Raw genomic sequence first — 17,209 nt, 5'->3', positions numbered from 1 at the left:
ATGGCGGATGCGAGCGAAGAGGGTCCGATTCTGGTGTTTCTTGGCCCGACGCTTCGGCTTGCCGACGCCGAGGCGCTGCTCGACGCCGTCTATCTGCAGCCCGCCGCGCAGGGCGACATTCTTTTGGCCGCCCATGCTTTCCGCCCGCGAGCCATGATCCTGATCGACGGCCAGTTCGAAGATCGGCCGGCCGTCAGGCACAAGGAGATTCTCTGGGCGATGGCGCAGGGCATTGTGATGGTCGGAGCCTCCAGCATGGGGGCGCTGAGGGCTGCGGAACTCCACGATTTCGGCATGATCGGCGTCGGCTTGATCTACAGATGGTATCGCCGATGGGCCCTTTCATCGCTGAGGGAGGCTCGCGGCTCGCCTCCAGCTCTGGCACCGGATGATGCCGTGGCCGTGCATTCGGGGCCGGCGGAGCTTGGCTTTCTGCAACTAACGGACTCGCTGGTCGATCTGCAGCGGACCTTTTCGGGCCTGATGCGCCGCAAGGCCATCACGCCTCCCGAACGCACGCTGCTCACAACAATGGCGCGAGATATGAACTTTCGCGAGCGCACGCTTGCGGCTGTACTAGGCGCGGCGGGATGGCCAGATGGCCGCATTCAAGAAGTGCGACAGACGGTGGTAAAGCAGAAGGGAAAGGACGCTCTCCTCGCACTTCATACCGCACCGAGCCTTATAAGAAGGGCTGAGGCGGCAGGCGACGTTGATTCCTGGACGGCGACGAACACCTTCATGCGGGACCTGGAAGCCGGTGGCATTGACTCAAATTTAGTGAACACTTATAAATTGAATCCCTGATTGCCGGATTTCACCGACCGAGGGGCGATTTTGCGATGCGTTTGCTTCGGAATGAGGCCCTTGAGTCTGGTGATGCGCGCCTGGGTACGCGCTTCTGGATCTTCCCCCAACCCCCTTTCATTCCAGGATACGAGCAGCCGGATCGTGTCTGGCTGCCGATATTGCGAGACGAAATCGGTGCGGGGCCAAGTGACTCGCGGATGTATGTCGTCGATCCGCTCTCCGACAAGCAGCCGTATGGCTTCGATCGCCTGCCGCCATTCAATGGGGCAATGCGATCCCCGGCAAGGCCGGGTCCGGACCGTCACTTCGATAATGTATCGCCGACCTCACGGGAGTTTCTCTCCGTGCACGCCTATGCCTGCGTGCACTTCGTTCTCGATATATGGCAGAGCTATCTCGGCCGACCGGTCCGATGGTTTTTTGATCAGACCTTTCCACGCCTCGAGATCGTTGCCTTTGTGAATTGGGACAACGCACAGGCGGGCTACGGATTCCTGGAACTTGGGTGTACGGACACCGATGGAGTGCGGCGGCCGTATGCGTTGAATTTCGATACTATCGCCCACGAAGTCGGACACCTTATCCTCCTGTCCGAAACCGGCGTGCCCACGATATTCTCACGCGGAGCCGACTTCTTTCCTTTTTCTGAGGCTTTTTCGGATGCCGTATCGTTAATCTCCTTCCTGCATTTCGGCTCGGCCATCGACCGGCTGCTGCGGCGAACGAGGGGCAACCTGCTCCTGTACAACGAGCTCAATCGTTTCGCAGAGACAAGTCCGGAGGCCCAGGTTCGACTGGCGACCAATTTTCGCCGCATGTCCGACGTCACGCGCGAGGTGCACGACCGCGCGCTTCCCTTCGTCGGCGCCATCTTCGATACCATTGTCGAGCTCTATCACCGCGAACTGGTCGCGCGGGATTGCGCCGACATTCGGCTTCTCGATATCGACCTGCGCGAACTGGATCAACGTGATTTTGATGACTTCCGCGCGGCAACGGCCGGGGCCTTTGAGGTCAAGCCAATGGTCTTCGAACTGGCGCTGGCCGCTGCTCGTGATTTGGTGGGACAGGCGCTTGCGGCATCGTTGAGGACGCTCGACCCGACGACGATGCGTCTGGATCAGGCGGCAACTGCTGTCGTTGCCGCCGCCCAAGGCGCGGCTGCGGAGGTGCTGGAGGCGAACTTCGCATGGCGTGAGATTATCGGTCGAAGGTGAAGCCAGGAAAAGGAGAGGGAACATGAGTGATTGTTGTAACCATCCCGGCGTGGGTAACGAGCCCAAGGGCCTCGAAGATCCACAATATGACGCCTACAATCCAAGCGAGGTGCGTCTTTATGGCCGCCCAGCTAGCTCTCTGTCGATATTTACACCCAAAGAGATCGGGGACCTCGACATCAGTCTTGAAGAGGAACTGCGAGGTCGTGAAATAAAAGATGATGACAAGAAGCTGATTTCTGAAATTATCAGGCGTGTTGCGCAGAAAAAATTGGTCGACCTGTTTCAGCAACAGATAGTCTTAGCTTTGGTGGATGAGAAGGAAGCCGAAGTCTTAAAACTCACGGTAGAGATTAATATTCCTTCACGCAATTTTCGCGGCGACGACGGTAAATATATCAAAAGCATCGGCGTGATCTATGGTTATGCCTATGAGGGGCATTGCTACAAACTGCCGAAACCGCAAATCATGTATCTGCCCGCAGAGCCGAGGGCGATCCTTGGCGGCGATTGCGGGTGCGACTGCGGATTTGTTCCGGAACTCGGCTACGCCGTCTGGCAGATCGACAAGCTTGAACGCGTCATTGCGCTTGATGTTCGCTCGGATGACGTGAAAACCCTGGTCCTCGACGAAAATCTGCCAGGCAGTCGTTCGCCACTGGCTTATGCGCAAGCGCAATCTCTGGCTCCGCAACGGCATCGCGATTGACTTTGCAAGGGTTTCATGGCGGGAGCGGCCATGATCACTGATCTGCGCGGAGGGCCGCAGGCGGCCCTCATTTCATGCTGCGGCGATCTCGTGCGGTACGTCAAATCCGAACAGATTCCAGCCCACAGGCACCTCCACGACCGTTGAGCGTCAAGAAGCGCCCGGCGTTTCAGGAGTGCCTGCCTATTGCAGGCTGCCGTCGCCGCTGCGATCGGCCGCCTTGAAATCTGCCATGACCCGGTTCAGGAACTCGCTCTGGCTAAGGTTGCCGTCGCCGTTCGTGTCAGTGGCGGCAAATTGCTGAGCGTTCAATGCCTGCGCCACCTCGTCGGAGCGCAGGCCGCCGTCCTTGTTCTTGTCCAGACCTACGAAGGCCTTTGTCATGAAGGCCTGGTATTCGGAACGGTCGACCACGCCGTTTTTGTCGCGGTCGAGGCGATCCATTTGCCCTTGAGACATGGCCGCAGGCCGATCCTGGGCGGCGGCTGGAACAAGCTGGCAAAGTGCAAGTGCCGCCGCCAGAACTACGTTTCGAATCATGGCGGATTTCCACTAGTAGGCACAGGTCAAGGCATTGCCGGCCGCGCTGCCTAGCGTCGCGCCGCCACCAACGGCCCAGAGCTGACCGGTTCCGGATCCTATAGTCGCGCCGACCACGCCGCCGACGATCGCGCCACCAACCGTTCCGGCAATGCAGCCGAACTCGTTGCCTCCGCCTTGGGATGTCGCAGCGGATTGGCACCCGGATAAGGCGAGGGCGCCAACGAAAATCAGAGTTAAGGTAGGCTTGCTCATTTTATCCTCCAGTATATTCGTCCGAATGCAATACGAATCGGCGAAGGCGCCATTGTTGGCGTCGGATGTAAATAAGCTTCTGAGTATGTCTCCCGAAGTGCGAGAGGCTCTTCTGATCGGTCAGAAGCAGCTCATTGTCGAAACATGCAGTCTGTCGACGAAGACGTCCGGAACTGCGCGCAAATACTACCGCCACCGACGGGTAATGACAACTCTCCGGGCTTGTCAGACCGCGAGAGGTGGAGCGGCAGCGCGTTGACAGTTGCTGATCCGACGCGATTATGCCGGTGAGCACGGCCTTGGCGACCGCCTGGAAGCGGTTTTGGGCATCGAACTGCACGAATTCACGGTAGGAGCTAATCAGCCAAGTGAACAGCCCTTAGTATTGCGGGGTGAAATGTTGGCAAGAGCAGATTGCGCCGTAACGGCACCTCGCGATGGTTGCGGCAGGGTGCCTTGCTGCCGCTTGAACTGCTCAGTGGCCGAAGAGCTGCATCGGTTTCTTTGCAGAGAGGATGAAAAGGGGTTCATCGCCCTTAAGAGGGGCAAGTTCCTGCTGGCAGGTCCAGGCCTCCTGGAAGCTCTCGCGCGTCAAGAGCTTCTTGTAACGCGCCGTCGTCACCATGCAGCGCATCAATGTACTCTGCAGGCCCTCCGTGGCGGCGTGGGCGTAAATCTCGCCATCGAGAGCGAAGAGCTGCGCTGCAAGCGAGGTGGTCTTGTAGAGAACGTCAGATTCGTTTGCGAGGTGTTCGGCACTGATGAAGTCCTGACGAAGCGGCATTGCTTCTCCGTTGTGCGAAAGCGTCACGCGAAGGCCGGGCCTTGGGGTATCGTGCCACGCAACCGTGACGGAGAAGGCGAGCGCCGGGTTCAAGGAACCGGTCGCGCGCGAAGCGCCGGCCATGTCTGCCGAGCCAAGAGTCTTGTGGCGCAGCGCCGCTGCACGCAATATCGTGGCGAAATGCTCTGCGCTCCCATGTTCCGCGTCAACGATGAAACGCACGGAGGGAAGCCCGCGGACGGCGGCCATCGGACCATTCACAAGCTTGGCCTCTGCATCGATGTCGAGCGCAATCTTCGGTGAGGGCAGTGGCGTGAACAAGAGCAGCGGCAGTACCGTCAGCACAGCCCAAGGCGAGGAGAAGGGAGTTGGCTGCCATCCGCGCTGGCGCTTGGAGACGCGATCTCGGGCAGTCATGGCCGGCCGCACAGGGACTTCCGCGACGGGGTCACGCCGCCGGCGGTACTCCGGCACGTAGGTTCCCTTCGGGATGCCGATCTGCCATTCCTCGCCGGACCCCTCGGCTTCGTAGAAGCCTTTCAGCAATTTGCGCAATTTTCCAGCGTGAACGCGCACGAGAGGATCGCTATCGGCATCGAAAGCCTGGCTGCGTCCAAAGACGTCGACGGCGATCGAATAGCCTTTCAGTTGACCGGCCTCGCCGACGATCTCCCTCTCGACAACATAGGTGAGGAAGGCGCGCAGCCGTTCGGAGCGCTGAAAGCTCTTGCTGTCGAGAATCCGGCTGAGCGCCGACCGGATCGTCTCGTCGCAGGGCCTTTCGGCTGGCGTCATCAATGGCTCCGGAAGAAAAGGCGTTATGCCCGTGGGGTCTGAAAAGGCGGCAACTTTAACCTGATTCGAAATCTAGACCCAAAAAATGGTGGTTGTCAGGTTTAGCAACAAGAAGTGTCAGCATTTTCTGAAATGGAGCGAAGCCTTCCGCCAAAGCGCCAGGGGCACGGATGGAGGTCCGTGCCAGATTGATGTGCCCCCTCGGACATTGGGCCTAGGCGCCGCGGCGATATTCCAGTTTGGGATACCAGTCCGCGCCGCGGCCCTCCGGCGTCGTGTCGAGCAGGTGCCACAGCGGGTCGGGGTCGGGCGCGTCGCGCGGATCTTGGCCGGGATCGGCCATTTCGCCGTTCATCTCGCCGCTCCAAAAATGCCGGATCGTGCCGTCCCGACGGGTAAGAACCGTGTAGCCGGGGACATCCGCATCCTCGGCACTGACATAGTCGCGGGTAAAGCTCCCCTCGCTGTCGGAATAGACCTTCAGCTGGGTCCAGCCGCGCGCCTTCTTGGCCTCGACCAGCCGCTCGATCGGCGAGCGGGCGACCATCGCCAGAGCGATGCGTTGCTCGATATCCGGCACTTTCCCTTCCCAGGAGGCCATCAGCGACGTGCACATGGGGCAGGGCTTCTCGCGCTCCGGGCCGAACATGTAGCTGTAGATGATGAGCGTGTCCTTGTCACCAAAGAGGTCAGCGAGCGTTACTGGCCCGTTCTCCCCCTCGAAAACGTAAGCCCGCGGCACCTCGCCGCCCAGTGGCAGTTGCCTGCGTTGCGCAGCCACGCGCTCGATATGGCGTCGAAGTTCGATTTCCTCAGCCAGCAAAGCGTTGCGTGCCTGGCGGTACTCCGCACTCTCATTCGGGAAGCTGGCTCGGTTCCGTGCGGCGAGTTCCGTTGCGGGGACGAGTGGGGCCTGCGTCGTCATGGTGCTCTCCTCATTCAAGCTGCCAATTGAAGCGATTGTGTTGATATCAACATAATCAGGCACTGTCAAAACGCTACGAGGGAAACCGTGCAAAGGCCGATTCCGATCTTGCAAAATCTGCGGTAGAACTGCGACGATCGATTTGGTCGCCGACACACTCCTTCGAGTGCACGCTTTGAAAGTTTCGATATGCCCGCCAAGCTTTCCGTGAATCTCAATGCCATCGCCATGCTACGCAACCGGCGCGATCTTCCCTGGCCCTCCGTGACCGGCCTCGGCCGCATCGCGCTTCAGGCGGGGGCGAGCGGACTGACCGTGCATCCGCGTCCCGATCAGCGGCACATCCGGTTTTCCGACCTGCAGCCGATCCGCGATCTGATCGACGATGAATTTCCGGGGGCGGAGTTTAATATGGAAGGCTATCCCAACGAGGAGTTCCTCCAACTCGTTGAACGGCACGAACCGGAGCAGGTGACGCTGGTGCCCGATGACCCGGCGCAGGCGACCTCCGACCACGGCTGGGACTTTCGCGAGAACCACGTTCTGCTCGCCAACGTCGTCGGGCGCCTCAAGGGGAAGGGCTTCCGCGTGTCGCTGTTTGCCGATGGCGATCCGGACCGGGAAGCGCTGAAGATCGCCAAGGAGGCGGGGGCGGATCGCATCGAACTCTATACAGGCCCCTATGGCGGCTGCCACGACGATTCGGACGAGGCCGAGCGGATCGCCGGCGAGCTCGGCCGCACCGCCGAAATCGCGGCGGACCTTGGCCTCGCGGTCAATGCAGGTCACGACCTGACCGTCGCCAACCTGCCGCGGCTCGTCAAGCATATCCCGGTGCTCGCCGAAGTCTCGATCGGCCATGGCCTGACGGCCGACGCGCTGGAATACGGCATGGCCGAGACGGTGCGCCGCTTCCGCCGTGCCTGCGGCGAGGCGGCGTAGGGCGATCCAACAGCTGCGATACGACCATGGGTCGGGCGGGCGGCGAGCGGCAGGATTGCTGTAGTCGGAGAAGCCCAAATCGCGGCCTAGTCGACCCGTGCAATACAATGCGCCGTTCTGGATGCAGCTGTTGGTTACGGGCCCGTTCATGCTCTTGACCTGCATTCCGCCCCTCAGGCCGCTGAAGGGCCGGCTGGTTGCGAGCCAGTTCTTCTACAAGGCCGAGGAGGGCAAGCCCGTGCGCAAGCCTGCGGCATCCCCACCGGCGGCGCCTCCAGCTACCATTTAAGGACACATGGGTGGCGGGCCGCGCGGTGATTTAAGGTCAGGGCGCCCTTGCAGCTGTCTCGCGGCGTGGAGAGGCACGCCGCATCAGCTCCGTGCCGTGTCCGCCGGTGCAGAGGGAACGCCGTCGATGGGGCCCCCTCATATTCTCGATTGTTTGCTACCAGCGGGCAATGCGGCTAGCGCAGAGCGCACCGAGGAGCGTCAGCACCGCAATCGCGATCGTATACCATGTCGCTACGAACAACGGTGAATCGTCCGTGCAATGGGCGGCATAAAAGGTCGCGGCGAGGCCGCCGGCGGCAAGCCCGGCAACTGCGCCGGCAAGCGTGGGATGGGAGGGCGCGCCGTGGCGCAATGCGAGCAGCAGAAGTACCAGCGGACCAATACCGATCAGCGGAATGAAGGTGAGGCATACGAGGCTGTTCGTCCCGATGAGCCTTGCCGACCAGGTGTCCGGCGACAAGACGGCGAGTTCGGCGACAACGCCTGCCGCCAGCAGCGTCGGAGCAATAGCAAGGCGCGGCAGCGACCGTCGCGCATCCGCTTCCGGCCGCGACAGCATATGCAAGAGGCCGAACGCGCTCGCGGCAAGGACGATGGTCACCGCGAACTTGAAGAGGAAGCGGAAGCTTTGCGCGACGCTGGCAATATCCGGCCTCACGCCGAGCAGGGCGAAGAAGACGACGGCGGCGACGGCGACGGCTGCGAGAACGGCACTCGACCAGGCGACTGTCATCGATACGCCGCTCCGCCGGGCGTCCGCCGCAAGGGCCTTGATGAGTTCGTGCGTTTCCATGTCAGTCACGTCCAAATCGTCTGGCGATGGCAGCAAGGCCGCGATGGAGAGCGACGCGAACTGCGGTTTCGTTCATATCAAGGCTTCTCGCCGCCTCGGCTATCGTACGTCCTTCGACCGAGATCGCCGTCACCACTGAGCGCTGGCCGGGTGTCAGCATCTCGAGCGCGCGGTCTATTTCCCAGTCCTTTACGGTTTCCGCTTCCTCAGCTGCGAACTGTCCCTCCAGTTCGCTGATCTCCACAGTGGGATTGCGGCCCAATCGTCGTATCGCATCGACAAGCTTGTGCTTGGCGATGGCATAGAGCCACGGCGCTACCGGACCGTCGGTCCGCCAGGTGTGCCGCTTCACATGGATCGCCAGTAGTGTTTCCTGGACGATGTCTTCCGGATCCAGGCCACCCCAGGCAGTTCTGCGCCGCGCCCAAACACGAACAAGCTCCGCGGCGGCATGCAGGAAGTCGCCATAGGCTCGCTCATCGCCGGCGAGCGCTGCGCGGAACAGCCGGGCGAGATCGCTGTCGTCCACCTGTACTTCCTCCCTATTCGCCGGGTCCGAGCGCTTGTTACATCTGGGCCCGCAAATTTCCTTCCGGCGCGACGCCGGGGCAGACTTCCCATCGCCGATCACGTTCATGATCTTCGGTCGAGTCAATCCAAAATCAACGTGATCTCGCGCGGAACCGTGCTCACGAAAGCGTGTGGGGTGGGAATGTAACATTTCTCCCATTGGCGGCGAACGAGGCTTTGTGCGGCCCGAAACAAGGGGTGCACGAGACCCATCAACATGGAGAGATGACATGTCCAAGAAATCAATGATCAGCGCTGCTGCACTGGCAGGCGCCGTGGCGGCAGCGGTTTCGTCGCTGGCGATCGCCGCGCCGCTTTCGCAGGAGCAGGTCAAGGCTGCGATGGACGCCGGCAAGGAGAAATGCTTCGGTGTCGCGCTGAAGGGCCAGAATGACTGCGCGGCCGGACCGGGCACGACCTGCCAGGCCACGTCGACGGTCGACTATCAGGGCAACGCCTGGAAATTCGTCGATGGCGGCACCTGCATGACGATGGAACTGCCGGGCGGCCGCAAGGGCTCGCCGGAGGCACTGTCGCGCGACCTTCCGTCTTAAGCGAACTTGCAACTCCAAGCCGGAAAGTGGAGGCAACGATGCCGAAATTGGCAATTCATACGGATCGCGGCGCATCGGCAACGCTCCGCTTTCCGGCGCATCCGATCGACGGACGGGCTGGTACGAGTTTCAAGCACCAGCATCTGCCATCCATCCTTGCGGACGGCGGCCGGGATAGCGGCTTCTTCGAGGTTCATGCGGAAAACTACATGGGGGCAGGCGGCCCACCGCATGCGGCGCTCACGCGAATACGCGAGGACTATCCGGTGTCGCTCCATGGTGTCTGCATGTCGATCGGCGGGCCGCAGCCACTCGACGAGGCCCATCTCGGCCGCTTCGCAGAGCTGGTCGAGCGCTATGAGCCTGCGCTCGTCTCGGAGCACCTGGCCTGGTCGACCCACAACACGACCTATTACAACGACCTGCTGCCACTGCCTTACACCGAAGCCACCTTGCGGCGCGTCGCCGAGCACATAGACGAGGTGCAGGAGGCGATCGGCCGGCCGCTCCTGCTGGAAAACGCCTCGACATATGTGCTCTTCAAGGAGTCGACGATGAGCGAGGCAGCCTTCATCCGGGAGATCGTGAGACGGACCGGCTGCGGTCTGCTGCTCGACATCAACAACGTCTTCGTCTCGGCGACAAACCAGGATTTTTCGGCGCTTGAATATCTCTCGGACTACCCGCTCGAGCACGTCGGCGAGATCCATCTGGCCGGCCATGCCGAACAAGAGGACGACGAAGGCGATCGCCTGCTGATCGACAGTCACGACGGGCCAGTCGCCGATGCGGTGTGGAAACTCTTCGACATCGTCGTCGGCCGATGCGGCCCGATCCCGACGCTTGTCGAATGGGATAGCGCGATTCCCGAATGGCCGGTGCTGAAAGCCGAGGCGAAGGCAGCGCAGGCCATCCTTGATCGTGGCGCGGCATTGCGATGGGAGAGGATGCATGCAAACGCTTGAGAAGAGCGATTTTGCCGGGCTGAGCTATCCGCGGCGCCTCGCGCAAGGGCTGCTCGATCCCAGTTGCGCGACCCCTGCGCTTGTCGCCGGCCCGAACGGCAAGGCCGCCGACAAGCGCTTCAACGTCTATCGCAACAACGTGACCGTCAGCCTGATCGATGCACTTGCTGCCGTGTTCCCCGCAACCATGCGCATCACCGGCGAGGCATTCTTTCGCGCCATGGCGCGGTTCCACATCCGCGAGGCGCCGCCGACGTCGCCGCTGCTGTTCGAGTACGGCCGGGATTTTCCCGATTTCATCGAGCGCTACGAACATGCGCAATCCATGCCCTGGCTGGCGGATGTCGCACGCATCGAGAGGGCCTGGCTCGATGCCTATCATGCGGCGGACGCCGCCGTGCTGGAGGCGGGTCTGCTGGCCTTAATGCCGCCAGAACGGCTTGGCGGCCTTGTGTTCGTGGCGCATCCGGCGACCCGCATTGTCCGTTCTGCCTATCCGGCCGTGACCATCTTTTCAGCGAACCGTGCGAGCGACCCGGTGGGGCGCATCAATGCTACGGCTCCGGAGAGCGCCCTTGTAACAAGGCCGGTGCTGGAGGTGGAGGTTCGTCGCCTCCCGCCCGGCGCGGATACTTTTCTCGACTGCCTCATTGCCGGTGAGCCGCTCGGAAACGCGGCGGCGACGGCGAGCACCTGCTGCCAGGAATTCGATCTCGCAACCGCTATTCGCACGATGTTCGAGGCCGGCGCCGTCGCGGCGATCCAAGATGGAGGATGAGATGCTGACGTCCAAACGGAGATTCTTCGATAAGCCCGTGGGGAGGGGGGCTTGCTCGGGCAGATCGACGGGCGGATTGCCGCCATGGCGCCCGTATCGCTTGCCCAGCTTGCCTTGCGCTTCGGCCTCGCCGTGCCCTTCTGGCGCTCCGGCATGAGCAAGTGGGATGGGTTCCTGCAGTTGAACGATGTCGCCATCCTGCTCTTTACCTCGGAACTCAAACTGCACCTGCCGGGTGGCCCCTATGACTTTCCGGCGCCGGCGGTGTTGGCATTTGTAGTCGCCTGCGCGGAAATCCTGTTGCCGGCGCTTCTCGTGCTAGGGCTGGCCACGCGCGTTGCCGCCCTCGGCCTGCTGGCGATGACGATCGTCATCCAACTGACGGTGCCGGATGGTTGGCCGATACATCTGACCTGGGCCGCGATGGCGCTTGCCGTCATCACCTGGGGGGCGGGGAGACTGTCGCTGGATAGGTGGCTGGTTTCCGGATCGGGAAAGGCGTGAATGTCCCTTATCCCGCCTTCCCCTGATCCAGATTGTGCTGCCATTCGATCGCGTTCTCCAGCCGATCGTGGCCCCAGAACAGTTCGCCATCGGCAACGAAAGAGGGCGAACCGAAGATGCCGAGCGACCTTGCTTCGTCAGTCGCGGTGCAAATAGCCCCGGCCGGTGGCCGGGGCTATGCCTTCGGGGAACAACCGCTGCAAGCTAGTGGGCGAGCGCCGCCTTGTTCGCCTCGAGGAAGGCGGCGAGGCCAAGCGGTGCGTTGGCTGTGAGGTTCGCCACATCGTTGGTCACGACATCGAAATGGCCTTCACGCGTATTGGTGTCGAAGGAGACGAGGATCGGGACGAAGAAGTCCGGCAGCCCGGCCCCCTTGAGACCGCCTGCCAATGCCTCATCGGAAATGTGGACGACTTCGAGCTTCTTGCCGGTGGCTTCGGCGACAAGGGTGGCGATCTCCGCGGTCGTCAGGGCCTGCGCTCCAGTCAGCGTATAAATGCGGCTTTCCGTCGCGTCCGATTCCAGCGCGGCGGCAGCGGCCTTGGCGAGGTCGCCGCGCGACACATGGGAGATGCGGCCTTCGCCGGCCGACGAGAACCATTGCCCGGTCTGAAGTGCGTGCGGCAGCGCCAGGAACAGGTTCTCCATGTACCAGGCATTGCGCAGGATCGTGTAGGGGATGCCGCTCGCCTTGATGGCGTTTTCGGTGCCGAGATGATCGGCGGCAAAGGGAATGACCGAGTTTTCCGGATTGGGCATGGACGTATAGAGGATGTGCTTGACGCCGGCCTTTTTGGCCGCGTCGACGGCGGCGAGATGCTGCTTCAGCCGCTTGCCCGGTTCGTCCAGCGTGTCGGTCGAGATGATGAGTATGCGGTCGGCGCCGGCAAAGGCCTTTTCGAGCGAGGCGGGGTCGTCGAAGCTGGCAGCGCGGGTCTCGATGCCCTTGGCCGCATAATCGGCGAGCTTGGTGACATCGCGGCTGGTGGCGATGATATCGGCCGGCTTTGTGTTGCCGGCGGCGAGAAGCGCATCGAGTACGAGTTTGCCGAGCTGACCTGCGGCGCCGGTTACGAGCAATCTCTGGGGCATGATCTTCCTTTCACTCTGCTTTCCAGCTTCGCAGCCTGAATCGGCTCATTTCGAAATCTGGTCGCTTTTTGAGAGTTGCTCTTATCCCGTAATCTGCTAAGAGCTGTAAAGGAGGCAGTTTTTTCTGCGGTGGTTACGGAAAGGGTACCGGCATGAACAAGGCGACCGGCGCGGTGAAGGGCAAGCGGGTGGCAATCGTCTGCGGCGTGCCGCTCGACATGGACAACTGCCCGGTGCGCGATGTGATGGACAATATCGGCGGGAAGTGGAATTCGCTGATGATCCTGTCGCTCGCCGACGGGCCGCTGCGTTTCTCGCAACTCCGCCGGCTGATCCCGGACATTTCCCAGCGGATGCTGACGCAGACGCTGCGCGATCTGCAGCGCGACGGCTATTTGAGCCGTACCGTCTACCCGACGCAGCCGCCGAGCGTGGAATACGGCCTCACCGATCTCGGCCGTTCGTTCCTGGATGTCTTGAGACTATTCGTCGACTGGTCGCTCGAAAATCACGACGCGATACGCAAGGCGCGTGCTGAGTTTGACGAGGGGCCATAGGCGGATTGTCGCCACATGCCTGTGGTATTGCCAAACTCATGGCAGTTGGTATTGCAATGGGCATCGGTGTTGGCGCGGTCTTAGGAGCCGCGCTCGAAAACGTTCCGCTCGGCATCACGATCGGCATTGCTCTTGGTGCTGCGATGGGGATGTATCAGCGACGCCGCGCCGGCGTCGGATGCGAGGTATCGGCGTCGGCGATCGCCGTTACATTGACAACGCACGCCCGGCAGGAGCGGGCGTTGTCTTGCCTGCAACAGCGTTGGCGTTCGGTCAGGCAGCGCAATTTACCTTTTGGTCGGGGAGTGCGAAATCAACGGCGGCTTCGGCATGGATCGCCGTGGAATCGAAGCCCGGCAGCGGCAGGTTCGCTGGATCGAGGATCAGGCAGATCTCGGTGCAACCGAGAATGACCGCATCGGCACCTTTCGCCTTCGCTTTTTCAATGAGCCCCACCAGCGCCTCGCGTGAAGCGTCCAGCACTTTGCCGACGCAGAGTTCGTCGAAGATCACTTCGTGGGTCAGTTTACGTCCGTCGGCGTCCGGGACGATCAGATCGATGCCGTGAGCCTTCATGCGCTCGGCATAGAAGCCGTGCTCCATCGTGTAGCGGGTGGCGAGCAGCAGCGGTTGGCGGCTGCCTGCAGCCTTCAGGCGAAGCGCGGTTTCGTCGATGATGTTGATCAGCGGGATTTCGACGGAAGCTGCAACGGTGTCGGCGATCAGGTGCATGGTGTTGGTGCAGATCAGCACGCAATCGGCCCCGCCGGATTGAAGTGCGCGCGCAACCCCGGACAGGCGCCGGGCGGCCTCGTCCCAGCGGCCGGCCTTCTGCAGGTCGACGATTTTCTGGAAGTCGACGGAATGGAGGAGCACTTCCGCCGAATGCAACGCGCCCATACGCTCGCGAACGGCCTCGTTGACCATCCGGTAGTAGACCGCCGAGCTTTCGAAGCTCATGCCGCCGATGAGGCCGATCTTGCGCATTTCCATGATGTCGTTCCCTTTTTGCATTCGATCACTGGAACCCGAAACTAGAAGAGCGCGTTGCCACTTTCCGATCTCGTTCCACCGGTAAGATTATGATCGGAGTCGGGTTGGATTTGTTTGCTTTGAGGGCTATCTAAGAAGAGAAGTTCAAAAGTTTTTTGCGTCATCCGTTCATTTCGTGCAAATTTCAGGCGTCAGTTTGGAGTGGGGTGAGGAGTAAAGGGCGTGCTGGATGAAAGGGACCGAAAGCTTCTCACACTTCTGCAGGAAGATGCGAGCGTTGCGATGGGCGATCTCGCCGAGCGGGTAAACCTTTCCTTGTCCGCCTGTTCTCGCCGCATCCAACGGCTGGAAGAGGCGGGCTATGTATCCAGGCGCATCGTCGTTCTCGACCGGGAGAAGATGGGGGTGCCAACGACGGTCTTTGCGCTCATCAAGACTGCGCATCACTCCGATGAGTGGATCGAGACATTCCGTCGTGCGATCAGCGACATTCCCGAAATCGTCGAGGCGCACCGTTTGACGGGCAACTACGACTACATCGTCAAGGTTGTCCTGCCGCGGGTCGAGCAGTATGACATGGTCTACAAGCAGATCGTGCGAAAGGTGGAACTGTTCGACGTTACCGCCTCTATCTCCATGGAAGTCCTGAAAAGCGGAACGGCGGTTCCGGTCCGTTACGCGGAGTAAGGCTTGCGGCGCGGCACGTCGCGTTGCAAGAATCGGCGCCGAGGCCGTGTCGAATGGCCGCCGACATAATGCCTGTGGTCCATTCAGCGAGCGAGGCAGCAGCTATGCAGGAAAGACATCACGTGGTGGTCGTGGGCGGCGGCTTCGGCGGGCTGCAACTTGTCAATGACCTGAAGGGCGCCCCGGTCCGCATCACGCTCATCGACCGGCGCAACCACCATCTCTTTCAGCCGCTGCTCTACCAGGTCGCGACCACCATTCTTGCGACCTCCGAGATCGCCTGGCCGATCCGTCACCTTTACCGCGACCGACCGGAGGTGACGACGCTGCTTGGCGAGGTGCAGGGCGTCGACAGGGCGGCAAAGGCCGTGACGCTGGCGGGTGGCCAGGCAGTTCCCTACGACACGCTGGTGCTCGCGACCGGGGCGACGCACGCTTATTTCGGCCATGACGAATGGACCTCGGTCGCGCCGGGGCTGAAAACGCTCGAGGATGCGACCACAATTCGCCGGCGCGTGCTGCTCGCCTTCGAGCAGGCCGAGATCGAGGAGGACCCCGCCAGGCGCGATGCGCTGTTGACCTTCACGATAATCGGCGCAGGCCCGACGGGGGTGGAACTTGCAGGCATCATTGCCGAAATGGCGCACCGAACCTTGCCGGACGAGTTCCGCCGTATCGATACGCGCCAGGCCCGCGTGGTCCTCGTCGAGGCGGGTCCGCGCATTCTGCCGGCCTTTGCGGAAGAACTCTCCGCCTATGCGATGACCGCGCTTGGAAAGCTCGGCGTCGAGGTGCGCACCGGCACGCCGGTGACCGACTGCACGGCGGCCGGCGTGAAGATCGGCGACAGCTTCGTCCCCAGCCGCACGCTCGTCTGGGCGGCCGGCGTGCAGGCGTCTCCGGCCGCCAAATGGCTCGGGATCGAGGCGGACCGCGCAGGGCGCGCCATGGTCGATCAGGACCTCACCGCGCCGGGCAACCCGAATGTCTTCGTGATCGGCGATACCGCTTCGGTCAAACAGGAAAACGGTGCGCCCGTGCCGGGCATCGCACCCGCGGCCAAGCAGCAGGGCGCCTATGTGGCCCGGGTGATCCGTGCCCGGCTCGAGGGCAAGCCCGCACCCGGCCATTTCCGGTACCGCCACCAGGGAAGCCTTGCCACGATCGGCAAGCGCGCTGCAATCATCGACTTCGGCAGGATCAAGCTCAAAGGAGGGATTGCCTGGTGGTTCTGGGGCATTGCCCACATCTACTTCCTGATCGGCACTCGCAGCCGTTTTGCCGTCGCCTGGAGCTGGTTGTGGATCTATCTGAGCGGCCAGCACAGCGCACGGCTCATCACGCAAAAGGAGACGCAGCACAGGGAGGAGTAGCCGCGGTGGTTGCAAGTTGGCGGCTTCCGATGCAACCTCCACATCTTTCCTTAAGTCGTAGCCGATTTAGGGATGAAGACATGCGGCAATTCAAAGTGCTACAGCGACCTTTGTGCGTCTGAAAAGACGCACGGCGCTGTAGATGCACCATGCGGCGACAAGTTGTTTCGATGACCATTTCCCCCGACAAGATCGTAATCGACACGTCCCTCGTCAGGCGACTGATCGCAGCGCAATTTCCGCAATGGGCGGACCTGCCAGTGCGACCGGTCCGGCATGGGGGTTGGGACAACAGGACCTTTCATCTCGGTGACGACTTGACGGTGCGTCTGCCGAGTGCTGCGTCCTATGCGCTCCAGGTGGAGAAGGAGCAGCGCTGGCTGCCGCGTTTGGCGCCGCAATTGCCGCTGCCCATTCCGGCGCCCGTGGCGATGGGGCGGCCGGGCGAGGGCTATCCCTGGCATTGGTCCGTCTACCAATGGCGCAGCGGCGAGATCGCGACGCATGCGCCGATCGCCGATATGACGGCCTTGGCGGCGACGCTCGCTGATTTCCTGGCGGCGCTGCAGCGCGCCGACGCCGGTGGCGGACCGCCACCGGGACAGCACAATTTCTTCCGTGGCGGTCCGCTGAGCGTGTACGACCATGAAACGCGCTGGGCTCTTGAGGCCCTTGAGGGCCGGATCGACACCGATGCGGCGCGCTCCGTCTGGGAGGCGGCGCTCAGCGCCAACTGGACGGGAAAGCCGGTCTGGTTCCATGGCGACGTCAGTTCCGGCAACCTGCTGGTCGAGGATGGTGGTCTGGTCACCGTCATCGATTTCGGTACATCGGGTGTCGGCGATCCGGCCTGCGACCTTTCGATTGCCTGGACGATGTTCGACGGCGAGAGCCGCGAGGCGTTTCGTGCGGCACTTCCGCTCGACAGGGGAACCTGGGCCCGTGGCCGCGGCTGGACCCTGTGGAAGGCGCTGATCGTCGCTGCCGAGATGCCCGGCACCGATCGGCTCGAAGTCGAAAAGTCGCGGCGTGTGATCGCCGAAGTTATCGCCGATCATCTGCGGTACGATTGAAG

Annotated in this window: 20 protein-coding genes and 2 pseudogenes; 13 read left to right on the top strand and 9 right to left on the bottom strand. The window is 61.9% G+C overall.

Annotation, left to right across the window (positions count from 1 at the left end):
• The 3 genes from USDA257_RS21500 to USDA257_RS21490 are packed head-to-tail and all read left to right on the top strand — an operon-like array spanning position 1 to position 2,736.
• Positions 1 to 807 carry a TfuA-like protein gene (locus USDA257_RS21500; RefSeq protein ID WP_014765082.1) on the top strand — a complete coding sequence of 269 codons (807 nt, stop codon included), beginning with the start codon at positions 1 to 3 and terminating at the stop codon, positions 805 to 807.
• A gap of 35 nt (positions 808 to 842) precedes the next feature.
• Positions 843 to 2,027: a hypothetical protein gene (locus tag USDA257_RS21495; protein WP_014765081.1), complete on the top strand. Its 1,185-nt coding sequence runs from the start codon at positions 843 to 845 to the stop codon at positions 2,025 to 2,027.
• Between the two features lie 22 nt (positions 2,028 to 2,049).
• A complete protein-coding gene (locus tag USDA257_RS21490) occupies positions 2,050 to 2,736 on the top strand; it encodes a hypothetical protein (RefSeq protein ID WP_014765080.1) in 687 nt (228 codons plus the stop codon).
• Between the two features lie 183 nt (positions 2,737 to 2,919).
• On the opposite strand, the gene USDA257_RS21485 is transcribed toward USDA257_RS21490, so the two are convergent.
• The 4 genes from USDA257_RS21485 to USDA257_RS21470 form a co-directional block, all read right to left on the bottom strand.
• A complete protein-coding gene (locus USDA257_RS21485; RefSeq protein ID WP_014765079.1) occupies positions 2,920 to 3,276 on the bottom strand; it encodes a hypothetical protein in 357 nt (118 codons plus the stop codon).
• Between the two features lie 12 nt (positions 3,277 to 3,288).
• Positions 3,289 to 3,531: a glycine zipper 2TM domain-containing protein gene (locus tag USDA257_RS21480; protein WP_014765078.1), complete on the bottom strand. Its 243-nt coding sequence runs from the start codon at positions 3,529 to 3,531 to the stop codon at positions 3,289 to 3,291.
• Positions 3,532 to 4,006: 475 nt separating this feature from the next.
• The gene (locus USDA257_RS21475) at positions 4,007 to 5,110 is read right to left on the bottom strand and encodes a hypothetical protein (RefSeq protein ID WP_014765077.1); all 1,104 of its coding nucleotides are present in this window, start codon (positions 5,108 to 5,110) and stop codon (positions 4,007 to 4,009) included.
• A 214-nt stretch (positions 5,111 to 5,324) separates the two neighbouring features.
• Positions 5,325 to 6,035, bottom strand: coding sequence for a DUF899 family protein (locus USDA257_RS21470; protein WP_014765076.1), 711 nt, complete (start codon positions 6,033 to 6,035; stop codon positions 5,325 to 5,327).
• Between the two features lie 189 nt (positions 6,036 to 6,224).
• Here USDA257_RS21470 and USDA257_RS21465 point away from each other — a divergent pair, with 189 nt between their 5' ends.
• Both USDA257_RS21465 and USDA257_RS21460 read left to right on the top strand, forming a co-directional pair.
• On the top strand, positions 6,225 to 6,977 hold the full coding sequence (locus USDA257_RS21465; RefSeq protein WP_014765075.1) for a pyridoxine 5'-phosphate synthase: 753 nt from the start codon (positions 6,225 to 6,227) through the stop codon (positions 6,975 to 6,977).
• 97 nt (positions 6,978 to 7,074) lie between these two features.
• Positions 7,075 to 7,266 (top strand): annotated as a pseudogene (locus USDA257_RS21460) (DUF983 domain-containing protein); the annotation flags it as partial.
• 156 nt (positions 7,267 to 7,422) lie between these two features.
• Here the strand turns inward: USDA257_RS21460 and USDA257_RS21455 are convergent.
• A complete protein-coding gene (locus tag USDA257_RS21455) occupies positions 7,423 to 8,061 on the bottom strand; it encodes an NrsF family protein (RefSeq protein WP_041414507.1) in 639 nt (212 codons plus the stop codon).
• A gap of 1 nt (position 8,062) precedes the next feature.
• Positions 8,063 to 8,590 (bottom strand): sigma-70 family RNA polymerase sigma factor, encoded by a 528-nt coding sequence (locus tag USDA257_RS21450; protein ID WP_041414506.1) that lies wholly within the window; start codon positions 8,588 to 8,590, stop codon positions 8,063 to 8,065.
• Between the two features lie 271 nt (positions 8,591 to 8,861).
• Between USDA257_RS21450 and USDA257_RS21445 the strand changes: the two genes are divergently transcribed.
• The 4 genes from USDA257_RS21445 (at position 8,862) to USDA257_RS21430 (ending at position 11,432) form a co-directional block, all read left to right on the top strand.
• Positions 8,862 to 9,185 carry a BufA1 family periplasmic bufferin-type metallophore gene (locus USDA257_RS21445; protein WP_014765071.1) on the top strand — a complete coding sequence of 108 codons (324 nt, stop codon included), beginning with the start codon at positions 8,862 to 8,864 and terminating at the stop codon, positions 9,183 to 9,185.
• Positions 9,186 to 9,223: 38 nt separating this feature from the next.
• The gene (bufB, locus tag USDA257_RS21440; RefSeq protein WP_014765070.1) at positions 9,224 to 10,150 is read left to right on the top strand and encodes an MNIO family bufferin maturase; all 927 of its coding nucleotides are present in this window, start codon (positions 9,224 to 9,226) and stop codon (positions 10,148 to 10,150) included.
• Positions 10,137 to 10,928 (top strand): HvfC/BufC N-terminal domain-containing protein, encoded by a 792-nt coding sequence (locus tag USDA257_RS21435; RefSeq protein ID WP_014765069.1) that lies wholly within the window; start codon positions 10,137 to 10,139, stop codon positions 10,926 to 10,928. The genes bufB and USDA257_RS21435 overlap by 14 nt, the downstream gene beginning before the upstream one ends.
• Positions 10,929 to 11,012: 84 nt before the next feature.
• The gene (locus USDA257_RS21430; protein WP_041415497.1) at positions 11,013 to 11,432 is read left to right on the top strand and encodes a DoxX family protein; all 420 of its coding nucleotides are present in this window, start codon (positions 11,013 to 11,015) and stop codon (positions 11,430 to 11,432) included.
• Positions 11,433 to 11,439: 7 nt separating this feature from the next.
• On the opposite strand, the pseudogene USDA257_RS38025 reads toward USDA257_RS21430, so the two are convergent.
• Together USDA257_RS38025 and USDA257_RS21425 are read right to left on the bottom strand one after the other, a co-directional pair.
• Positions 11,440 to 11,577: pseudogene (locus USDA257_RS38025) on the bottom strand (DsbA family protein); the annotation flags it as partial.
• A 59-nt stretch (positions 11,578 to 11,636) separates the two neighbouring features.
• On the bottom strand, positions 11,637 to 12,524 hold the full coding sequence (locus USDA257_RS21425) for an SDR family oxidoreductase (protein WP_014765067.1): 888 nt from the start codon (positions 12,522 to 12,524) through the stop codon (positions 11,637 to 11,639).
• Positions 12,525 to 12,676: 152 nt separating this feature from the next.
• On the opposite strand from USDA257_RS21425, the gene USDA257_RS21420 reads away from it, so the two are divergent.
• Positions 12,677 to 13,081 (top strand): winged helix-turn-helix transcriptional regulator, encoded by a 405-nt coding sequence (locus tag USDA257_RS21420; protein WP_014765066.1) that lies wholly within the window; start codon positions 12,677 to 12,679, stop codon positions 13,079 to 13,081.
• Positions 13,082 to 13,354: 273 nt separating this feature from the next.
• Here USDA257_RS21420 and USDA257_RS21415 read toward each other — a convergent pair whose 3' ends face one another.
• Complete coding sequence (locus USDA257_RS21415) at positions 13,355 to 14,074, bottom strand: aspartate/glutamate racemase family protein (protein WP_041415495.1); 720 nt, start codon at positions 14,072 to 14,074, stop codon at positions 13,355 to 13,357.
• 222 nt (positions 14,075 to 14,296) lie between these two features.
• Here USDA257_RS21415 and USDA257_RS21410 point away from each other — a divergent pair, with 222 nt between their 5' ends.
• The 3 genes from USDA257_RS21410 (at position 14,297) to USDA257_RS21400 (ending at position 17,207) form a co-directional block, all read left to right on the top strand.
• Positions 14,297 to 14,761 carry an Lrp/AsnC family transcriptional regulator gene (locus USDA257_RS21410; protein WP_014765064.1) on the top strand — a complete coding sequence of 155 codons (465 nt, stop codon included), beginning with the start codon at positions 14,297 to 14,299 and terminating at the stop codon, positions 14,759 to 14,761.
• A 104-nt stretch (positions 14,762 to 14,865) separates the two neighbouring features.
• A complete protein-coding gene (locus USDA257_RS21405; protein ID WP_041414504.1) occupies positions 14,866 to 16,134 on the top strand; it encodes an NAD(P)/FAD-dependent oxidoreductase in 1,269 nt (422 codons plus the stop codon).
• Positions 16,135 to 16,304: 170 nt separating this feature from the next.
• A complete protein-coding gene (locus tag USDA257_RS21400; RefSeq protein ID WP_014765062.1) occupies positions 16,305 to 17,207 on the top strand; it encodes an aminoglycoside phosphotransferase family protein in 903 nt (300 codons plus the stop codon).
• Positions 17,208 to 17,209 lie beyond the last annotated feature (2 nt).

Origin of the sequence: Sinorhizobium fredii USDA 257 (assembly GCF_000265205.3) — a bacterium.
In the GTDB taxonomy this organism is placed as follows: domain Bacteria; phylum Pseudomonadota; class Alphaproteobacteria; order Rhizobiales; family Rhizobiaceae; genus Sinorhizobium; species Sinorhizobium fredii_B.
Note: the sequence above shows the minus strand (reverse complement) of the source record. Positions and strands in the feature narration are given on the sequence as shown.